Below are 17104 nucleotides of genomic sequence, written 5' to 3' on the forward strand. Positions count from 1 at the left end.
TGATGACGCTGTGAGCGATTATCAGGGTTGTTTATTAGCGACCAATTAGATTGCGCGCAATTTGATTGGTCGCTATCTTGCGTGCATTGCCACTCACCAGGATGAGCCACCATGAGCAACACCCTTTTTGATATTCCCGTTACCACTATTAAAGGCGAGCAGAAGACCCTGGCCGATTTCGGCGGCAAGGCCGTGCTGGTCGTCAATACCGCCAGCAAGTGTGGCTTTACCCCGCAGTACAAGGGGTTGGAAAACGTCTGGCAGCAGTACAAGGATCAGGGGCTGGTGGTGCTTGGCTTTCCCTGCAACCAGTTTGGCAAGCAGGAGCCGGGCAATGACGGCGCAATTTCTGAGTTCTGCGAGCTGAACTTTGGCGTGAGCTTCCCGCTGTTCAAGAAGGTCGACGTCAATGGCAGTGATGCCCACCCACTGTTCGTCAAGCTGAAGCAGCGCGCGCCGGGTCTGCTCGGTAGTCAGGGCATAAAATGGAACTTCACCAAGTTTCTGCTGAGTGCCGATGGCCAGGTGATCAAGCGCTTCGCCCCGACCACCAAGCCTGAAGACCTGACTGCCGAGATCGAAGCGCTGCTGAAATGACCTCACTCAGTCTGCAAGTGGAGGAAGGGCTGCAGTTGGACAACCAGCTGTGCTTCAAGCTTTACGCGGCCTCACGTGCGGTGATTCGCGCGTATAAACCGATGCTCGAGCAGCTTGGTCTGACCTATCCGCAGTATCTGGCCATGCTGGTGCTGTGGGAATGGCAGCAACAGCCGCCCGCGCAGCCAACGGTGAAGGCGCTGGGCGAGCGTTTGCTGCTGGATTCGGGCACGCTGACACCGTTGCTCAAACGCCTGGAGCAGCAAGGCTTGTTGCTACGTAAGCGCTCGGCCAAGGATGAGCGTGAGGTGCATTTGGCCTTAACGCCAGCCGGCTGCGACTTGCGAGATCAGGTGTTGCCACTGAAAAACCAGCTGCTTTGTGAGCGCGGTGTTGATCTGGATGCGGTCGCCACATTGCGCAGCCAGGTAGGCGTGCTGCTTGATCAGTTTGCCGCGCTTAACCACTGATCGAGCAGGGCTGCCAGCTCATCCTTGCGGAAGGGTTTGGCCAGGTAGTCATCCATGCCTGCCGCGCGGCAACGTTCGCGCTCATCGGACAAGGCGTTGGCCGTCAGGGCGATGATTGGCAGTTCGGCGAACTCGGTTTTCTGGCGAATCCTGCGGGTGGTTTCATAGCCATCCATGACCGGCATGTTGCAGTCCATCAGGATCAACTCGACCGCCTGGGTTTCCAGCAGGCTCAGGGCTTCCGCGCCGTGATTGGCCAGTAGCACCTCGCAGCCCAGTTTCCCCAGCATACCTTTGGCCACCAACTGATTGACCGGGTTGTCTTCGACTAGCAGTACGCGGGCCTGGCGGCTGCGTTGTGGCTCGCTGTGCTGTTCGGCGGCATGCGCTTCGCCTTGACCAAGGTGGCGCCGCAAGGCCTGGAGCAGGGTCTGGCGCGACAAGGGGCGAGCCAGTTGCTCGATAGGCGAGAGTTCTTCCACCTGTTCGCCGCTGAGAAAATCGCCATAGGCGCTGACCAGCAGAATCGGCAGGTTGGAGAGTGCGCGCAGTTCATTCAAGCGCTGCGGGCAGTCACTGATCAACAGATCGGCATCAACCGTGGTCAGCCTCACGTCGGCGTCGAGGCGCTGATATTCCAGGCCCCAGCTGGGCAGCAGGTTGGCCAGCTGTTCGCTAAGCCCTGAGCTGGCGGGGCTAAGCCCGAGAATGCGTCCGCGCAGTTGCGGTGGTTGTGCTACAGCGCCCTTGCTGGGCAGCGGCAGGTCGACGCAGAACGTACTGCCAAAGCCTTCGCGCGTGTCGAGGCTGAGGTGGCCATGCATGGCTTCGCAGAGCCGTCGCGTCAGGGCCAGGCCCAGGCCGGTACCGCCAAATTGACGGGTAATACCAGCGCCTGCCTGGGCAAAGGGGTGGAAGATTCGTGCCTGGGCGTCTTCGGCGATACCGATGCCAGTGTCACGCACAATGATCCTGACGCCATCAGCCTGTGCGCGGAGGTTAATGTCGACGCGACCGAAGCGGGTGAACTTCAGCGCGTTGGACAGCAGATTGCTGACAATCTGCCTGACCCGGGTCGGGTCGCCGAGTAGCTGGTTGGGCAGCAGTGGGTCGATCAGGCAGGTCAGCTCGACACCGGGTGCAGCGTTCTGCGAAAGCAGGTTGGCGGTTTCTTCGACCAGGCTGCCGAGGTCAAAAGGGATGTGCTCCAGCTCCAGCTGGCCGGCCTCGAACTTGGACAGGTCGAGAATGTCGTTGAGCAGCTCGACCAGCACCTTGCCTGAGTCGTGGGCAATCGACAGCTGCTGGCGTTGCTGGTTGTTCAGTGGTCCGTCCAAAGACAGCGCAAGCATGCCCAGCAGGCCGTTGAGTGGGGTGCGAATTTCGTGGCTCATATTGGCCAGGAAGGCCGAGCGCGCGTGGGCCATGTCCAGTGCCGTGCGCTTGGCGGTTTCGAGCTCGCTATTGGAGTCGAGCAGGCGGCTGTTGGCTGCTTCCAGCTGCTCAGTGCGCGCCGAGACCATGTCTTCCAGCTCGGCCAGGTAGCGGGTCAGGCGGGCTTCTGCGTGTTGGCGTTGTTCGATTTCGCTGGCGATGCTGGCCAGCTGGCGGTTGGTCACGTTGACCAGCACCCCGATTTCATCGCGCTCGTGGCCGGGCGGGTAGGGCAGTTTGCTGTGGTTGGAGCTGCGTAGGTCGCGCTCGCTGAGGGCGCGGATAAAGCCAGTCAGCGGCTTGGTCAGCATGAAATAGAACATCACCAGGAGAATCAGTGACAGCAGCAGGCTGCGGGCGAAGCCGGTGACCAGGGTCAGCAGTGAGCGGCGCAGGAAGTGGCTGCCAAATGCATAGGTGTCCACCTCAAGGCTCAGTTTGCCCAGTGCCTCGGCGGGCGAGTGGCTGACGAATAGGGCGGTTTCGAAGTGCCGGCGCGGGCCGAACATGAAATCACTGAGTACCCGGTAGCGGCTTTGCATGGCCGGGCGGCTGACGCTGGCGAGGGTCAGCTGATTGTTGTCGATGATCTGGGCGCTGAGCACGGCAGGTGAGCGCAGCAGGCCCAGTACCAGTTCTTGGGCCAACTCGGCGTCGATGTTGTAGGCGATGCGCGCCGCTGGGTTGTGGCTGATCTCCATCAGCGCATTAATCTCGCGGTCGATGGAGGCATCTTCGCTGGCATAATCGATGCCCACTTGCAGCAAGCTGAGCGCCGTGCCGAGGATAAAGGCTACCAATACGGTCAAGCCGGCCTGTTTAAATGACAGGCGTTGGGTTAGCGCTATATCCATATGGGCTGGTGGTTCTCGTATTGAGTTGCCCGGCAAGCATAGCCCATCTGTCTCACCGGACGGCAGTGGCTGGCGGCTCAAAAAACCAGGAGTGTTCTGTGGATTCGCGGATAAGTGATTTTTTATTGCAGGCCGGGGCCGTGTTGGCTCGGCTGGAGCCGGTATTGCCGGTGCAGCGCCCCGTTATCGACTGGCAGGCGAGTTTGGCAGCACGTTGGCAGCACGTTGGGCGCAGTGGCTTTTTAGCGCCACTCAAGGTCAGCCTAGATATAGGTTTGGATGACTTGATCGGGGTGGATCGCCAGCGCAGCCAGTTGGCGCGCAATACTCAGCAGTTTATTCAAGGGCTGCCGGCTAATCATGCTTTGCTCTGGGGCGCGCGTGGAACCGGCAAGTCATCGCTGGTGCGGGCGCTGTTGGCTGAACATGCGGCGGCGGGGCTGCGCTTGATTGAGATTGAGCGCGATCATCTGGCTGACCTGCCGCGTATCGTCGAGCAACTGAGCGAGTTGCCGCAGCGCTTTGTGTTGTTCTGCGACGACCTGTCATTCGAGGCTGGTGAAGGCGCGTACCGCATGCTGAAGACTGTGCTCGACGGCTCCCTGGAGCGTGCGCCGGATAATGTGCTGCTGTATGCCACTTCCAATCGACGCCATCTGATGTCGGAAAAACACAGTGACAACGAAAACTGGCAGCGGGTGGATGGCGAGTTGCATCCCAATGAGGCGGTGGAGGACAAAATTGCGCTGTCTGACCGCTTCGGGCTGTGGTTGTCGTTCTACCCCTTCACTCAGGAGCACTTCCTCGACGTTGTGCGTCACTGGGTGGCGGTGCACGCCGAACAGGCAGGTCTGGCCTGGCAGTGGGATGAAACGTTAGAAAAGGCGGCTATTCGCTGGGCGCTGGGCCGCGGCAACCGCAACGGCCGCTGTGCCTATCAATTTGCCCGTGACTGGGTCGGGCTGCAATTACTGGATAAGACAGATGATTGATTTACAACCAAGCGGGCAGGGGCCCGATGACTATCCGTTTCTGCTGGCGCAGCTGCAGGCGTTACTGGCGGACGAGCGGGACTTTATTGCCAATGCGGCACAGTTTTCTGCGTTTTTGTTCCAGCAGCTAAGTGATCTGAACTGGGCTGGGTGCTACCTGGCGCGCGGCGAAGAGCTGGTGCTCGGACCTTTCCAAGGCAATGTGGCGTGCGTGCGGATACCCTTTGGTCGTGGTGTCTGCGGTGCCGCCGCAGCCACTGGGCAAACCCAGCGGGTTGACGATGTGCATGCCTTTGCCGGGCATATCGCCTGCGACAGCGCCTCCAATAGCGAGCTGGTGGTGCCATTGTTCAAGGGCGGGAGTTTGCTGGGCGTGCTGGATCTCGACAGTCCGTCGCTGGCGCGCTTTAGCGCCACGGATCAGGCGGGTATTGAGCGTTTGGTAGAGGTGTTTGTCGAACTCACCGATTGTTGAGGGTGCCCAGACAGCAAAAAGCCCGGTGAGTCCGGGCTTTTTGCTGTCTGGGCTGGCGACTTAGGCTGTTGCCGCCATCTTGGCGAGCATTTTCTGCTCGTTCGGCAAGACGCCTTGCACTGAGGGGCGTGCCTTGATCCGCGCATAATGCGCACTCAGATTGGGCCAGCGCTCGGCGTCGAGTTGTGCGTCGCCGTGCTGCATATTGATCAACTGGCAGGTGAGGGCCAGATCAGCCAGGGTGAGGCTGTCGCCGACCAGGTACTGGCCGCTGCCGAGGGTTTTTTCCAAATAGTCGAAATGCGGCGGGAGTTGCTCGTGCAGGGCTTTGTGCACGGCGGCTTCGTCGCTGCTCTGGCCGGAGCTTGGCTTCAACACGCGGTTGCTGAATACGGTGAAGGTGCACAGTGGCGCCAGTTCATAGTCAGCGTATTTTTCCAGCCAGAGCACCTGTGCGCGCTGCTCTGGGCTCTGGCCGAACAGGCTGGCGCTTTGCGGATACTTGTCGTCTAAGTACTGGCAAATCACGCTGGAGTCTGCGAGGGCCAAGTCGCCGTCTTTCAGGGCAGGGATACGCCCCAGCGGGCTCAGCTCTCTATACCAGTCAGGCTGCTTGCCAAATGGCAGGATGAGTTCCAGCTGATAATCCAGGGCCTTTTCGGCCAGCAACAGGCGGACTTTGCGGACGAAGGGCGACAGTGGCGCACCGTAAACAATCAGGCTCATGTGTGGCTCTCGTTGGTGGGCGTTAGCGCGCAACCTGCACGCCGGGGAGGGGTTAGTCGTAAATGTTGTTCTTCTTCCATTCGTTCTCGCCATCCAGAGACTCAAGGCCGGCATCCAGTTCGCTGGCTTGGTCGGCGTTGGTGTGGCTGGTTTCCAACACCATGGCATTGGCGCGAGCGAGTTGCTCTTGGAATTTCGTTAGGGCGTTCTGATAAGGGGCTGGGTCAGGCTGTTTGCGCAGGTACTGTACGCCGCGCTCGAAGGCTAGGCGGGCCTGTCCAGGTTGGTTTTGTTGCAACGCTTGTTGGCCGAGGTTGCCAAAAAACTCGATATGCACCTGGGTCAGCATATGCCGTACCTCTTGCAACCAATGTTTGGCATCGTTACTCGGGATAATCCCTTCTTTGGCACAGCGGGTCAGTTGGCCATGCAGGTTCTCCAGCTGGAAACGTACGTCCTTGGCCTTGGCTTCATTGAGGATGGGTTGCGCAGGGTTGTTTACGGGGATTGAGTCACCCAAGGCGATCAACTTGCGCAGCTCATCAATGCGGGCTTTAAGGGCGTTATTCGCTTTGTCCAACAGCAGCATGCGTTCACTGAAATGCAGTTGCAGGCGACTTAGTAGCAACTTCAGTGCTGGGCTCATCAGCTGACCGGGCAGAGCTTCGCCGAGATCGGTGCTGCGGCGCAGGCGGTCGTTGAGGTCGGCTTTGATGCGCGCCTTCTCCAGCTTGTTGTTCTCGACCATATGATTGATATAGGCAATGAGGATCAGTAGACCAATGCCAGACACAATCAATATGGTAATCACGAGTGGTGACATGGGGGAGTCTCTCGATTACCAGTTTCGCCCGAGTGTAGTGCCTTAGCGATGAGGCTCATAGAGCAGCCGCGGATTTGCAGCTGAAGTCGTTGATTTATAAAATTTTTTACATTGAGGTTGACGGCTCTGCAAAGGCTCAATAGAATGCGCGCCACTTCGAAGCGCAATGTGTAACAGCAAAACGCCTAGAAGCCGGATAGAAGTTTTAGCTTCCGGGCTGCGTCCCCTTCGTCTAGTGGCCTAGGACACCGCCCTTTCACGGCGGTAACAGGGGTTCGAGTCCCCTAGGGGACGCCACTTCTTTAAGAAGTGTGCAGGTTCTGAATGAAGTTGTTGTAAAGCGGGAATAGCTCAGTTGGTAGAGCACGACCTTGCCAAGGTCGGGGTCGCGAGTTCGAGTCTCGTTTCCCGCTCCATATTAAGAAAATCTGCTTTTTGCAGGTTTTCAAAGAGTTCCAAGGTCCCCTTCGTCTAGTGGCCTAGGACACCGCCCTTTCACGGCGGTAACAGGGGTTCGAGTCCCCTAGGGGACGCCATTTTTGTTGTTGCTACATGCTGTAATTGCGGGAATAGCTCAGTTGGTAGAGCACGACCTTGCCAAGGTCGGGGTCGCGAGTTCGAGTCTCGTTTCCCGCTCCAAATAACAAAAAAGCCGCTCATTGAGCGGCTTTTTTTGTGTCTGCAGATTCAGCTGCTGGAAAAAGCCCGCCGGTGATGCCGTGCGGGCTTTTTTGTTCTGCGTTGACTGCCGCTTAGTGCGTGCCGCCTTGGGCGGGCATGCTCAGCAACTGCTTTTCTTGGTTCCAGTCGAAAGGCTCATCGTTTTCTGCCGCGTAGAAACGGCGCTCTTCAAGGGCCTGGTACATCTCGATTTCTTCGTCCGGCATAAAGTGCAGGCAATCACCGCCGAAGAACCACAGCAGGTCGCGTGGAACCAGGTGGGCGATTTGCGGGTAGCGTTGAAAGATCTGGCTGACCAAGTCCTGGCCCAGGTAGAGGCTGGCTTCGGGATCGCCGGGCAAGTCGCTGAGCAATTCGTCGTAGCGCTCCAGGTACATGGCGTGGCTGTCATCGAGGATCTGCTCGGCTTCGCCCAGCGCCACCAATATGGTGCGCAAGTGCTGGAGCAGGGCGAGGTGGTGGTCGATGTGGACGTTGGCCATGGGGCAATCCTGTAGATAAAACGGGCGGCGCAGTATAAAGGCCGACGCTGCCCGCTGTCCTGATTGAGGTGGTTCCGGCTTCGTTGCAGTGGTCATGCCACGAAGCCGGATTTGCCCCTAGCGCACCTTGCCAGAACTTAGCGTTAGCTCCTCTTTGGCAAAGTCGTCGACATCAATCACCACGCGGCGTGCAGTTTCCGCCTGCTGCAAGCTGTGTGCCTCATCCGCGCTGAGGACACCGGCAGCCAGCGCCGCATCAATCTGGCTTTGCCCAGGTGTTTGCTGGACGTCGCCGGCCTTGACAGCGTTGTATAGCTTCTTCTGCAAAGGCTGTGCGTCCTGCAGCACGTTCATCGCATATTGCAGAGCACCCACCGGGTCTTGCTCGGTTTGCGGGCGGTAGCAGCCTTCGAGCAGCTCCTCCAGCGCAGGGTCGCCACTGTTGCGACCGATAATGGCAGCCAGCTGTGCATCCAGCTCATCGCTCGGGCCCTTGTGTCGGCGGCCCAGTGGCAACACCAGTGCGCGCAGGGCGCAACCCAGCAGTTTGTTGGGGAAGTTTGCCAGCAGATCTTCCAAGGCTTGTTCGGCCTTGCTCAGGCTCTCTTCCATGGCCCAGCGCAACATCGGTTGAGAGTGTTCAGGGTAGCCGAGGTCGTGGTAGCGCTTGAGGGCTGCTGAGGCCAGGTACAGATAGCTGAGTACATCCCCCAGGCGTGCCGACAAGCGCTCGCGGCGTTTCAGCTCGCCACCCAGGATCATCATGCTGGTATCGGCAAGCAGGGCAAAAGAGGCCGCTAGTCGATTGAGCGCGCGGAAGTAAGGCCGGCTGAGGTCATCACCGGGCTCCTGGCTGAACTGCCCGAAGCCCAGGCTGAGCAACAGGCTGCTGGCGGCGTTGCTGACGGCAAAGCCGATATGCTGCAGCAGCAGCTCATCAAACTCCTGCAAGGCTTGATCCTGATCCTCATAGCTGGCCAGGGCCATTTCCTTGAGTACATAGGGGTGGCAGCGAATCGCGCCCTGGCCAAAGATCATCAGGTTGCGGGAAAGAATATTCGCGCCCTCTACGGTGATGAAAATGGGTGCGCCCTGCCAGGAACGCGCCAGGTAGTTGTTCGGGCCCATGATGATGCCCTTCCCGCCGTGCACGTCCATGGCGTGACTGATGCACTCTCGGCCGCGCTCGGTCAGGTGGTACTTGAGGATGGCCGACAGCACCGAGGGCTTCTCTCCGAGGTCCACTGCGTTGGCCGTGAGGATGCGCGCGCTGTCCATCAGCCAGGCGTTGCCGCCAATCCGGGCCATGGCTTCTTGTACGCCTTCGAAGGCAGACAGGGGCACGTTGAATTGCTCGCGGATCTGGCTGTACTGGCCGGTCGTCAGGCTGGTGAACTTGGCGGCACCGGTGCCGACGGCGGGCAGGGAGATGGAGCGGCCTACGGACAGGCAGTTCATCAGCATCATCCAACCTTTGCCGAGCATCTCCTGGCCGCCGATCAGGTAATCCAGCGGGATGAATACATCCTTGCCGGAGTTGGGGCCGTTCATAAAGGCGGCGCCAAGCGGCAGGTGACGGCGGCCGATTTCTACCCCGGCGGTATCGGTTGGCACCAGCGCCAGGCTGATGCCCAGGTCTTCCTCCTCGCCCAGTAAGTGCTCGGGGTCATAGGCCTTGAAGGCCAGGCCGAGTAGGGTCGCCACTGGGCTGAGGGTGATGTAGCGCTTTTCCCAATTCAGGCGCAGGCCGATGACTTCCTCACCCTGCCATTGGCCTTTGCAGATGATCCCGGTGTCCGGCATGGCCCCGGCATCGGAGCCTGCCAGCGGGCCGGTGAGGGCAAAGCAGGGGATGTCTTCGCCACTGGCCAGGCGCGGCAGGTAGTGCTTGCGCTGTTCGTCGGTGCCGTAATGCAGCAGAAGTTCAGCAGGGCCCAGTGAGTTGGGCACCATCACGGTGGAGGCCAGGTCGCCAGAGCGGGTGGCCAGTTTCATCGCGACTTGTGAGTGGGCATAGGCTGAGAAGCCTTTGCCGCCATATTCTTTGGGGATGATCAGGGCGAAGAAGCCGTGCTCCTTGATGTGCGCCCAGGCTTCAGCGGGCAGGTCCATCTCTTGGCCAATTTGCCAGTCACTGACCATGGCGCAGAGTGCTTCAGTCGGACCATCAATGAAGGCCTGCTCTTCCTCGGTGAGCTGCGCCTTGGGGTAGGCGAGCAGGGTGTCCCAGTCGGGGCGGCCGCTAAACAGCTCGCCATCCCACCACACTGTGCCGGCCTCGATGGCATCGCGTTCGGTGGCTGACATGGGTGGCAATGTTTGCTTGAACCACTTAAATAGCGGCGCGCTGAGTAGGCTGCGGCGTTGCTGTGGTAGTACGAGAGGCAGCGCCACTGCCAGCAGTAGAAGCCAGAAGACGCCCATCAGCCAGGTAGGGGCGTGGCTGAAGATGCCCATCAGGATCAAGAAACCACCGACTATTGCGATTGCGGGGAGTGGCGCGCAACGGCGATGGGCGAGATAAGCCGTGCCGAACAGTAGGGCGAGTAACCAGAGAGCGAGCATGCAGAATCCTCCGTGATGACGATGTAGTTGAAGCACCATCATGAGCGTAGTCGACACATATGGCGACAAGAGCGGTGAGCTTGGCCGAATCGCCGTGACATTGGCCGGACTCACCTCGCTAGACTGATTTCTCAGTCATGGAGAACCCCTGATGCGCGAATATCTCAAGCCCGGCCGCTTCATCGATAGTGACCACCCTGCGTTGGTGGAGTTCGCAGAAACGTTCCGTGGCGTCAGTCGCGACCCTCGGTCGCAAGCCGTCAGCTTGTATTACGCGGTGCGTGATGAAATCCGCTACAACCCCTATGCCTTCAGTCGTCAGGCCGAAACGCTAAAGGCCAGTCATGCGCTGCAGTCGATGGAAAGTTACTGCGTGCCCAAGGCTAACCTGTTGGCTGCGTGTGCACGGCATTGCGGCATCCCGGCGCGTATCGGCTTGGCTGACGTGCGTAATCACCTGGCCACCCCGCGCCTGCTGGAAATGCTGCGCAGCGACGTATTCGCCATGCATGGTTACACCGAACTGTATTTGAATGATCGCTGGGTCAAGGCCACGCCAGCGTTCAATCTGGCGCTGTGCCAGCTGTTTAACGTGGCCGCGCTGGAGTTCGACGGCTGCACCGACAGCGTGTTTCACGCGTTCAACCAGCAGGGTGAGCGCCATATGGAATACCTACGCGACCATGGCCAGTTTGCTGATGTGCCGGAACAACTGTTCTTCGATCATCTGGCCGAGTGTTATCCACACCTGTTTAGTGAACAGGTGTTGTCTGTCAGTGGCGACTTTGCCGCTGAAGCCGTCAGCAGTACGCAGTTGCACTAAGCGCGCTCCAGCTGAGCTATCGACAGGATTGATAAGCATCATCGGCAAGGCCGGGTTTATTCCTCCGCTGGCGCTGGTAGGCTGTTGCACAGCCTCGGGGCACCAGTTTCCGCTAAAGGGCTGCGATAGACGGCGCCCAGGCGCTAGACTTGGGCAACTTTGCGCTGCGTGGCGCAGCCTTCCTCGACATTTTCTTAGCTATCAGGTGTGCGCATTTATATGAGTACCGCTCTGTCCATTCGCCAGTTGACCAAGACTTATGGCAACGGCTTCCAGGCCCTGCATGGCATCGACCTGGACGTGGCTGAAGGCGACTTTTACGCCTTGCTCGGCCCTAACGGTGCCGGTAAATCCACCACCATCGGCATCCTCTCGACCCTGGTGAGCAAAAGCAGCGGCACGGTCAATGTGTTTGGCCATGACCTCGACAAGCAGCCCTCGGCGCTCAAGCGTTGCCTGGGTGTGGTGCCGCAGGAGTTCAACTTCAACCAGTTCGAGAAAGCCTTCGATATCGTCGTGACTCAGGCCGGTTATTACGGCATTCCGGCGAAAATCGCCAAGGAGCGTGCCGAGCAATACCTCACGCAACTCGGCTTGTGGGACAAGCACAACGTGCCATCCCGTGAGCTGTCCGGCGGCATGAAGCGTCGCTTGATGATCGCCCGCGCCCTGGTGCATCAGCCGCGCTTGTTGATCCTCGATGAGCCGACCGCCGGGGTCGACATCGAGCTGCGTCGCTCGATGTGGAGCTTTCTCACCGAGCTGAATCAGCAGGGCATCACCATTATTCTGACTACGCATTATTTGGAAGAGGCCGAGCAGCTGTGCCGCAATATCGGCATCATCGACCACGGCCGGATAGTGCAGAACACCAGCATGAAGGACCTGCTCAAGACCCTGCATGTCGAGACCTTCCTGCTTGATCTGAAAGAATCGCTGCTGGTGCCACCCCATTTGACCGGTTACCCCGCACAGTTGCTGGATCACCACACCCTTGAGGTGCAGGTGGAGAAAACCCAGGGCATTACCGAGCTGTTCCGCCAGCTGGCTCTGCAGAACATCGAGGTACTTAGCTTGCGCAATAAAACCAATCGCCTTGAAGAGTTGTTTGTCTCGCTGGTGGAGAAGAACCTGGCGGGGGCTGCGGTATGAGCAGCACTTATCTGAACTCCGAGCTGGCCGCCAACATGGTGGCGCTGCGCACCATCGTTTACCGTGAGGTTCGCCGCTTTACCCGGATCTGGCCACAAACCCTGCTGCCGCCAGCCATCACCATGGTTTTGTACTTTGTGATCTTCGGCAACCTGATTGGCCGGCAGATCGGCGACATGGGCGGTTTCAGCTACATGGAGTACATCGTGCCGGGGCTGATCATGATGTCGGTGATCACCAACTCCTACGGCAACGTGGTGTCGAGCTTCTTCGGCAGTAAGTTTCAGCGTTCGATCGAGGAGCTGATGGTGTCGCCGGTGTCGCCGCACATTATCCTCACCGGCTATGTGATTGGCGGGGTACTGCGCGGCCTGGCAGTTGGCTTTATCGTCACCCTGCTGTCGCTGTTCTTCACCAAGCTGCAGGTGCACCACTTGGGTGTGACCGTGCTGGTGGTGTTGCTGACCGCGACTATCTTTGCCCTCGGCGGCTTTATCAACGCGGTGTTTGCGCGCAACTTCGATGATATTTCAATTATTCCGACCTTTGTCCTGACGCCGCTGACCTACCTGGGCGGGGTGTTCTATTCGATTACTCTGCTGCCGCAGTTCTGGCAGACGGTATCGTTGGCCAACCCGGTATTGCACATGGTCAACGCCTTCCGTTACGGCATTCTTGGGGTTTCGGATATCCGTATCGGCGTGGCCATCAGCTTTATGCTGGTGGCCACGGTGGTGCTGTATAGCGTGTGTATCCGTTTGCTGGTGAGCGGCCGTGGTATGCGCCAGTAACCTATCTAATATCGGGAAACAGTTTTGACGGCTGATCGCTGCGGCTCGGCCGTTAGACTCAGCTTCTACAATGACTAGGGGTTGTATATGTTTGCCCGCGCGCCTGCTCTGCTCGTCGCTTTTACGCTGTTGTACACGCTGACCATTACCCCGGCATATGCCAACGAAGGGCCGCTGGTTGAGGTAGTCAAGGTTGAGCGCAGCCTGGTGCGTGATGAGCTGGTGACCTTTGGCTCGCTGCGCCCCGATGAGTCGGTGATGATCCGCCCGGAAATCGCCGGCCGCATCGCCCAGCTGCATTTTCGCGAAGGTCAGCGCATCGCGGCGGGAGCTCTGCTGGTTAGTCTGGATGATTCGATTGCCCGCGCCGAATTTGCCCAAGCACGCGCCAACCTGAACCTTGCGGAAAACAACTTCCAGCGTGCACAAATGCTGTTCAAGCGCGGTGCCAGTAACGCGCAGGCGCTGGATGAAGCCAACGCTGAACAGCAAGCCTCGCGTGCCAGCCTGGCGCTGTCGCAGGCGCGCCTGGACAAGACCCGTATCGTTGCGCCGCATGAAGGCGTACTGGGCTTGCGTCAGGTTAGCCCCGGCGATTACCTCAGCGACGGTCAGGACATCGTCAACCTGGAAGTGCTCGACCCGCTCAAGGTCGATTTCCGTATTCCGCAAAAAGCCGTCAGCCAGGTGCGTCTAAAACAAGCCATCGAAATCAGCCTGGATGCTTATCCGGGTGAACGCTTCAGTGGTGAGATTTTCGCCATCAACCCGCGCCTGGACGAAGCAGGGCGTAGCCAGGCGATTCGTGCGCACATCAGCAATCGCGAAGGCCGCCTGAGCCCGGGGCAGTTTGTACGCGTTTCGGTGATCCTGGCCGAGCGGCCGAACGCCCTGGTGATTCCTGAAGAGGCCATCATGCCGATGGGCGAGCAACGGCTGGTCAACCTGGTGGTAGACGGCAAGGTTGCGCTGCGTGAGGTGGTGCTGGGCAAGCGGCTGGACGGCAAGGTAGAGGTGGTGGAAGGTCTGCAGGGTGATGAAACCCTGATCAGCGCCGGTTGGCACAAGGTGCGCGCCGGCTCGCCCGTGCGCACCAAGGTGGTGGAGCCTGCACCATGACGCTGTCGGATATCTGCATCCGCCGGCCGGTATTTGCCACCGTGCTGTCGTTGATCGTGGTGCTGCTCGGGCTGATGGCCTACGACCGTTTAGCGGTGCGCGAGTACCCAAACATCGACGTGCCGATTGTCACGGTTAACGTCAGTTACCCCGGCGCCAGCCCGGAAATCATGGAGTCCCAAGTCGCTCAGCCGATTGAGGACGTGTTGTCGGGTATTGAGGGGCTGGATTTTGTCAGCTCCATCAGCCGCTCGGAAAACACCCAGATCACCGCGCAGTTCCGCCTGGGCAGCAACTCCGATGAGGCCGCCAACGATGTGCGTGATCGCCTCGGCCGCGTGCGCGGCTTGCTCCCGGATGAAATCGCCGAGCCGATCGTGCAGAAAGTCGAGGCCGATGCGCAACCGGTGATCTGGATCGCCTTTTACAGTGACCGTTACAGCGCGATGGAGATCACCGATGTGCTGGAGCGGGTGATCAAGGATCGCCTGCAGACCATTCCCGGAGTCTCTGAAGTGCAGATCCGTGGCGCGCGTACCTTCGCCATGCGCATCTGGCTCGACCCGGAGAAGCTCGCGGCGCACCACCTCACCGTGCAGGATGTCGAAGGCGCGCTGCGCCGGCAGAACGTCGAGATCCCGGCCGGGCGCATCGAGTCGCAGCAGCGTGAATTCACTGTGCTCTCGGAAACCGACTTGAACACCCCGGAGCAGTTCAATCAGCTGATTCTCGATGATTCGCGCGGCTACCTGCTGCGCCTGGCCGATGTTGGTTATGCCGAAATCGGCGCCCGGGATGAACGCAGCATTGTCCGCTACAAAGGCCAGCCGGCCGTATCAATGGGGATGATCAAGCAGGCCACCGCCAACCCGCTGGATATCTCTGATGGCCTGACGGCCGCCATGCCCGATGTGCGCGCGCTGCTGCCGGATGGCATGGAAATGGTGGTGGCCAGCGACAACTCGTTGTTTATCCGCGAGTCGATCGACAACGTGTTTATCACCATCTGGGAAGCGGTGGGGCTGGTCATCCTGATCATCTTTATCTTCCTGCGCTCACTGCGCGCCACCCTGATTCCGCTGGTGACCATTCCGGTGTCGCTGATCGGCGCGTTCGCCCTGATGTCGCTGATGGGCTTCACCATCAACACCCTCACGCTGTTGGCGATGGTGCTGGCCATCGGCTTGGTGGTGGACGATGCCATTGTCATGCTGGAGAACATTCACCGGCATATTGAAGAGGGCATGCAGCCCATGCAGGCGGCGTTCAAGGGCAGCCGCGAGATTGCCTTTGCAGTGATCGCCATGACCCTGACGCTGGCGGCAGTATTCGCACCTATCGGCTTTATGCAGGGCACCACCGGCAAGCTGTTTACCGAGTTCGCCTGGACGTTGGCTGGTGCGGTGCTGGTGTCCGGTTTTGTTGCCCTGACCCTGACGCCGATGATGTGCGCGCTACTGCTCAAACCGCATCAGGCCGGCGAGCGGCATAACCGCGTGTACAACCTGATCGAGAACTTCCTCAATGGCCTGACCTACAGCTACAAACACCTGCTGGCCAAGGCGCTGAGCGCCTGGGTACTGGTGGTGGGCGTGCTGCTGTTGACCGTGGTGGCCTGCGTGCTGTTGTTCGCCGGATTAAAATCCGAGTTGGCGCCGACTGAGGACACCGGCACCATCATTGGTGTGTTTAGCGGCCCGGACGGCGCAACCCTGAATTACACCGGGCGTTATGCCAAGGAGATTGAGGACGCCTATGCCAGCATCGCCGAAACCAACCGCTACTTGGTGGTGGCCGGCTTCCCTACGGTGGCCCAAGGCATATCCTTTTTGAAGCTGGAGGACTGGGCAGACCGTTCACGCAGCCAGTTTGAAATCCGCAATGAGCTACTGCCCAAATTGCAGGAAATCGCCGGCGTACGCGCCTTCCCGGTCAACCGTCCGCCGCTGGGGCAGAGCGCGCGTAATCAGCCGGTCAACTTTGTGATTCGCTCATCCATGGAGTACCGCGAGTTGCAGGGCTATGTTGATGAGCTGCTCAACGCCTTGGCTGATTACCCAGGGCTGGAAAGCCTGGACAGTGACCTCAAGCTCAACGCGCCGCAGCTTAAGGTGGCGGTTAATCGCGAGCAGGCCGTAGCGGTGGGCACCGACGTGGCCACCATCGGCCGCAGCCTGGAGAGCCTGTTTGGTAGCCGTCAGGTGACGCGCTTTAAGCAGAACGGCGAGCAGTACGATGTGCTGGTGCAGTTGCAGGGTGTCGACCGCAGCAACCCACAGGACCTCGACCGTGTGTATGTGCGCGGCCGTGATGACAATATGGTGCAACTGTCCAACCTGATCGAGGTCAGTGAAAGCGTGGCCCCGCGCGAGCTCAACCATTTCAACCAGCTGCGTGCGGTGACGGTGAGTGCCAACGTCGGTGCCGGCTTTACCCTCGGTGAAGCCTTGGCGCATTTGGAAAGCACGGCACGCAGGGTGTTCCCCGGCGAAACCCAGTATGACTACACCGGTACCTCGCGCGAGTTTAAGGAGTCCAGTGCTGGCATCGCGCTGATTTTTGCCTTGGCCCTGGCGTTTATCTTCCTGGTGCTGGCGGCACAGTTCGAGAGCTTTAGCGATCCGCTGATCATCCTGTTCAGCGTGCCGTTATCCATGGCCGGGGCCTTGCTGGCGCTGACCCTGTTCGGCGGCACCTTGAACATCTACTCGCAGATTGGGTTGGTGACGCTGATTGGTCTGATTACCAAGCACGGCATTCTGATCGTCGAGTTTGCCAACGTCTTGTTGCGTCAGGGGCATGAGCTGCGGGCTGCGGTGATTGAGGCTTCGGTGCAGCGTCTGCGGCCGATTCTGATGACCACCGGTGCCATGGTGCTCGGCTCGCTGCCGCTGGCCATCGCCACTGGGGCGGGGGCGGAAAGCCGTCAGCAAATTGGCCTAGTGATTGTCGGCGGCTTGTTGGTCGGCACCTTCTTCACTCTGTTTGTGATTCCGACCCTGTACATGCTGCTGCGTCGCTGGCGGCCGCTTAAGTCGCAAGAGGAGGCTATGGCGGTTGGGTAAGATGGAGCAAGCGGCGCGTTGGCTTAATCAACGCGCTATCATCCGTGCCTTGCAC

The 17104-nt window shown here is 59.4% G+C and carries 14 protein-coding genes and 4 tRNA genes; 13 read left to right on the forward strand and 5 right to left on the reverse strand.

Annotated features, from left to right (window positions below; all coding sequences use genetic code 11):
• Positions 1-111: 111 nt before the first annotated feature.
• The gene (locus Q0V31_RS13245) at positions 112-597 is read left to right on the forward strand and encodes a glutathione peroxidase (protein WP_298188245.1); all 486 of its coding nucleotides are present in this window, start codon (positions 112-114) and stop codon (positions 595-597) included.
• Positions 594-1067, forward strand: a complete 474-nt coding sequence (locus tag Q0V31_RS13250; RefSeq protein ID WP_298188246.1) for a MarR family transcriptional regulator — start codon at positions 594-596, stop codon at positions 1065-1067. Before Q0V31_RS13245 ends, Q0V31_RS13250 begins: the two co-directional genes overlap by 4 nt.
• On the opposite strand, the gene Q0V31_RS13255 is transcribed toward Q0V31_RS13250, so the two are convergent.
• Positions 1043-3355, reverse strand: coding sequence for a response regulator (locus Q0V31_RS13255; protein WP_298188247.1), 2313 nt, complete (start codon positions 3353-3355; stop codon positions 1043-1045). The genes Q0V31_RS13250 and Q0V31_RS13255 overlap by 25 nt on opposite strands.
• A 98-nt stretch (positions 3356-3453) precedes the next feature.
• On the opposite strand from Q0V31_RS13255, the gene Q0V31_RS13260 reads away from it, so the two are divergent.
• Both Q0V31_RS13260 and Q0V31_RS13265 read left to right on the forward strand, forming a co-directional pair.
• Complete coding sequence (locus tag Q0V31_RS13260) at positions 3454-4347, forward strand: ATP-binding protein (protein ID WP_298188248.1); 894 nt, start codon at positions 3454-3456, stop codon at positions 4345-4347.
• On the forward strand, positions 4340-4822 hold the full coding sequence (locus Q0V31_RS13265) for a GAF domain-containing protein (RefSeq protein WP_298188249.1): 483 nt from the start codon (positions 4340-4342) through the stop codon (positions 4820-4822). Before Q0V31_RS13260 ends, Q0V31_RS13265 begins: the two co-directional genes overlap by 8 nt.
• 60 nt (positions 4823-4882) lie before the next feature.
• Here the strand turns inward: Q0V31_RS13265 and Q0V31_RS13270 are convergent, their stop codons facing one another.
• Together Q0V31_RS13270 and Q0V31_RS13275 are read right to left on the reverse strand one after the other, a co-directional pair.
• Entirely contained in the window at positions 4883-5548 is a 666-nt protein-coding gene (locus Q0V31_RS13270; protein ID WP_298188250.1) for a glutathione S-transferase family protein, read from the reverse strand.
• A 52-nt stretch (positions 5549-5600) separates the two neighbouring features.
• Positions 5601-6371: a hypothetical protein gene (locus Q0V31_RS13275; protein WP_298188251.1), complete on the reverse strand. Its 771-nt coding sequence runs from the start codon at positions 6369-6371 to the stop codon at positions 5601-5603.
• 221 nt (positions 6372-6592) lie between these two features.
• Between Q0V31_RS13275 and Q0V31_RS13280 the strand changes: the two genes are divergently transcribed.
• From Q0V31_RS13280 to Q0V31_RS13295, 4 genes are all read left to right on the forward strand, one after another.
• Positions 6593-6668 (forward strand) — tRNA-Glu (locus Q0V31_RS13280).
• A 43-nt stretch (positions 6669-6711) separates the two neighbouring features.
• A tRNA-Gly gene (locus Q0V31_RS13285) sits at positions 6712-6787 on the forward strand.
• A 44-nt stretch (positions 6788-6831) separates the two neighbouring features.
• Positions 6832-6907, forward strand: a tRNA-Glu gene (locus Q0V31_RS13290).
• A gap of 27 nt (positions 6908-6934) precedes the next feature.
• Positions 6935-7010, forward strand: a tRNA-Gly gene (locus Q0V31_RS13295).
• Between the two features lie 113 nt (positions 7011-7123).
• Here the strand turns inward: Q0V31_RS13295 and Q0V31_RS13300 are convergent.
• Positions 7124-7534, reverse strand: coding sequence for a PA2817 family protein (locus Q0V31_RS13300; RefSeq protein ID WP_298188252.1), 411 nt, complete (start codon positions 7532-7534; stop codon positions 7124-7126).
• A gap of 117 nt (positions 7535-7651) precedes the next feature.
• Positions 7652-10099: an acyl-CoA dehydrogenase gene (locus Q0V31_RS13305; protein ID WP_298188253.1), complete on the reverse strand. Its 2448-nt coding sequence runs from the start codon at positions 10097-10099 to the stop codon at positions 7652-7654.
• Between the two features lie 151 nt (positions 10100-10250).
• On the opposite strand from Q0V31_RS13305, the gene Q0V31_RS13310 reads away from it, so the two are divergent.
• The 5 genes from Q0V31_RS13310 (at position 10251) to Q0V31_RS13330 (ending at position 17049) form a co-directional block, all read left to right on the forward strand.
• Positions 10251-10922, forward strand: a complete 672-nt coding sequence (locus Q0V31_RS13310; RefSeq protein WP_298188254.1) for a transglutaminase family protein — start codon at positions 10251-10253, stop codon at positions 10920-10922.
• A 219-nt stretch (positions 10923-11141) separates the two neighbouring features.
• Positions 11142-12074 carry an ABC transporter ATP-binding protein gene (locus Q0V31_RS13315; RefSeq protein WP_298188255.1) on the forward strand — a complete coding sequence of 311 codons (933 nt, stop codon included), beginning with the start codon at positions 11142-11144 and terminating at the stop codon, positions 12072-12074.
• Positions 12075-12085: 11 nt separating this feature from the next.
• On the forward strand, positions 12086-12865 hold the full coding sequence (locus tag Q0V31_RS13320; RefSeq protein ID WP_298191068.1) for an ABC transporter permease: 780 nt from the start codon (positions 12086-12088) through the stop codon (positions 12863-12865).
• 87 nt (positions 12866-12952) lie between these two features.
• The gene (locus Q0V31_RS13325; protein ID WP_298188256.1) at positions 12953-13984 is read left to right on the forward strand and encodes an efflux RND transporter periplasmic adaptor subunit; all 1032 of its coding nucleotides are present in this window, start codon (positions 12953-12955) and stop codon (positions 13982-13984) included.
• On the forward strand, positions 13981-17049 hold the full coding sequence (locus tag Q0V31_RS13330; RefSeq protein ID WP_298188257.1) for an efflux RND transporter permease subunit: 3069 nt from the start codon (positions 13981-13983) through the stop codon (positions 17047-17049). The genes Q0V31_RS13325 and Q0V31_RS13330 overlap by 4 nt, the downstream gene beginning before the upstream one ends.
• Positions 17050-17104 lie beyond the last annotated feature (55 nt).

The organism is uncultured Pseudomonas sp., from assembly GCF_943846705.1.
In the GTDB taxonomy this organism is placed as follows: domain Bacteria; phylum Pseudomonadota; class Gammaproteobacteria; order Pseudomonadales; family Pseudomonadaceae; genus Aquipseudomonas.

Coding starts and splice junctions, on each gene's coding strand:
- Q0V31_RS13245 (WP_298188245.1), top strand. CDS start 112: ATGAGCAACACCCTTTTTGATATTCCCGTTACCACTATTAAAGGCGAG.
- Q0V31_RS13250 (WP_298188246.1), top strand. CDS start 594: ATGACCTCACTCAGTCTGCAAGTGGAGGAAGGGCTGCAGTTGGACAAC.
- Q0V31_RS13255 (WP_298188247.1), bottom strand. CDS start 3,355: ATGGATATAGCGCTAACCCAACGCCTGTCATTTAAACAGGCCGGCTTG.
- Q0V31_RS13265 (WP_298188249.1), top strand. CDS start 4,340: ATGATTGATTTACAACCAAGCGGGCAGGGGCCCGATGACTATCCGTTT.
- Q0V31_RS13270 (WP_298188250.1), bottom strand. CDS start 5,548: ATGAGCCTGATTGTTTACGGTGCGCCACTGTCGCCCTTCGTCCGCAAA.
- Q0V31_RS13275 (WP_298188251.1), bottom strand. CDS start 6,371: ATGTCACCACTCGTGATTACCATATTGATTGTGTCTGGCATTGGTCTA.
- Q0V31_RS13300 (WP_298188252.1), bottom strand. CDS start 7,534: ATGGCCAACGTCCACATCGACCACCACCTCGCCCTGCTCCAGCACTTG.
- Q0V31_RS13305 (WP_298188253.1), bottom strand. CDS start 10,099: ATGCTCGCTCTCTGGTTACTCGCCCTACTGTTCGGCACGGCTTATCTC.
- Q0V31_RS13310 (WP_298188254.1), top strand. CDS start 10,251: ATGCGCGAATATCTCAAGCCCGGCCGCTTCATCGATAGTGACCACCCT.
- Q0V31_RS13315 (WP_298188255.1), top strand. CDS start 11,142: ATGAGTACCGCTCTGTCCATTCGCCAGTTGACCAAGACTTATGGCAAC.
- Q0V31_RS13325 (WP_298188256.1), top strand. CDS start 12,953: ATGTTTGCCCGCGCGCCTGCTCTGCTCGTCGCTTTTACGCTGTTGTAC.
- Q0V31_RS13330 (WP_298188257.1), top strand. CDS start 13,981: ATGACGCTGTCGGATATCTGCATCCGCCGGCCGGTATTTGCCACCGTG.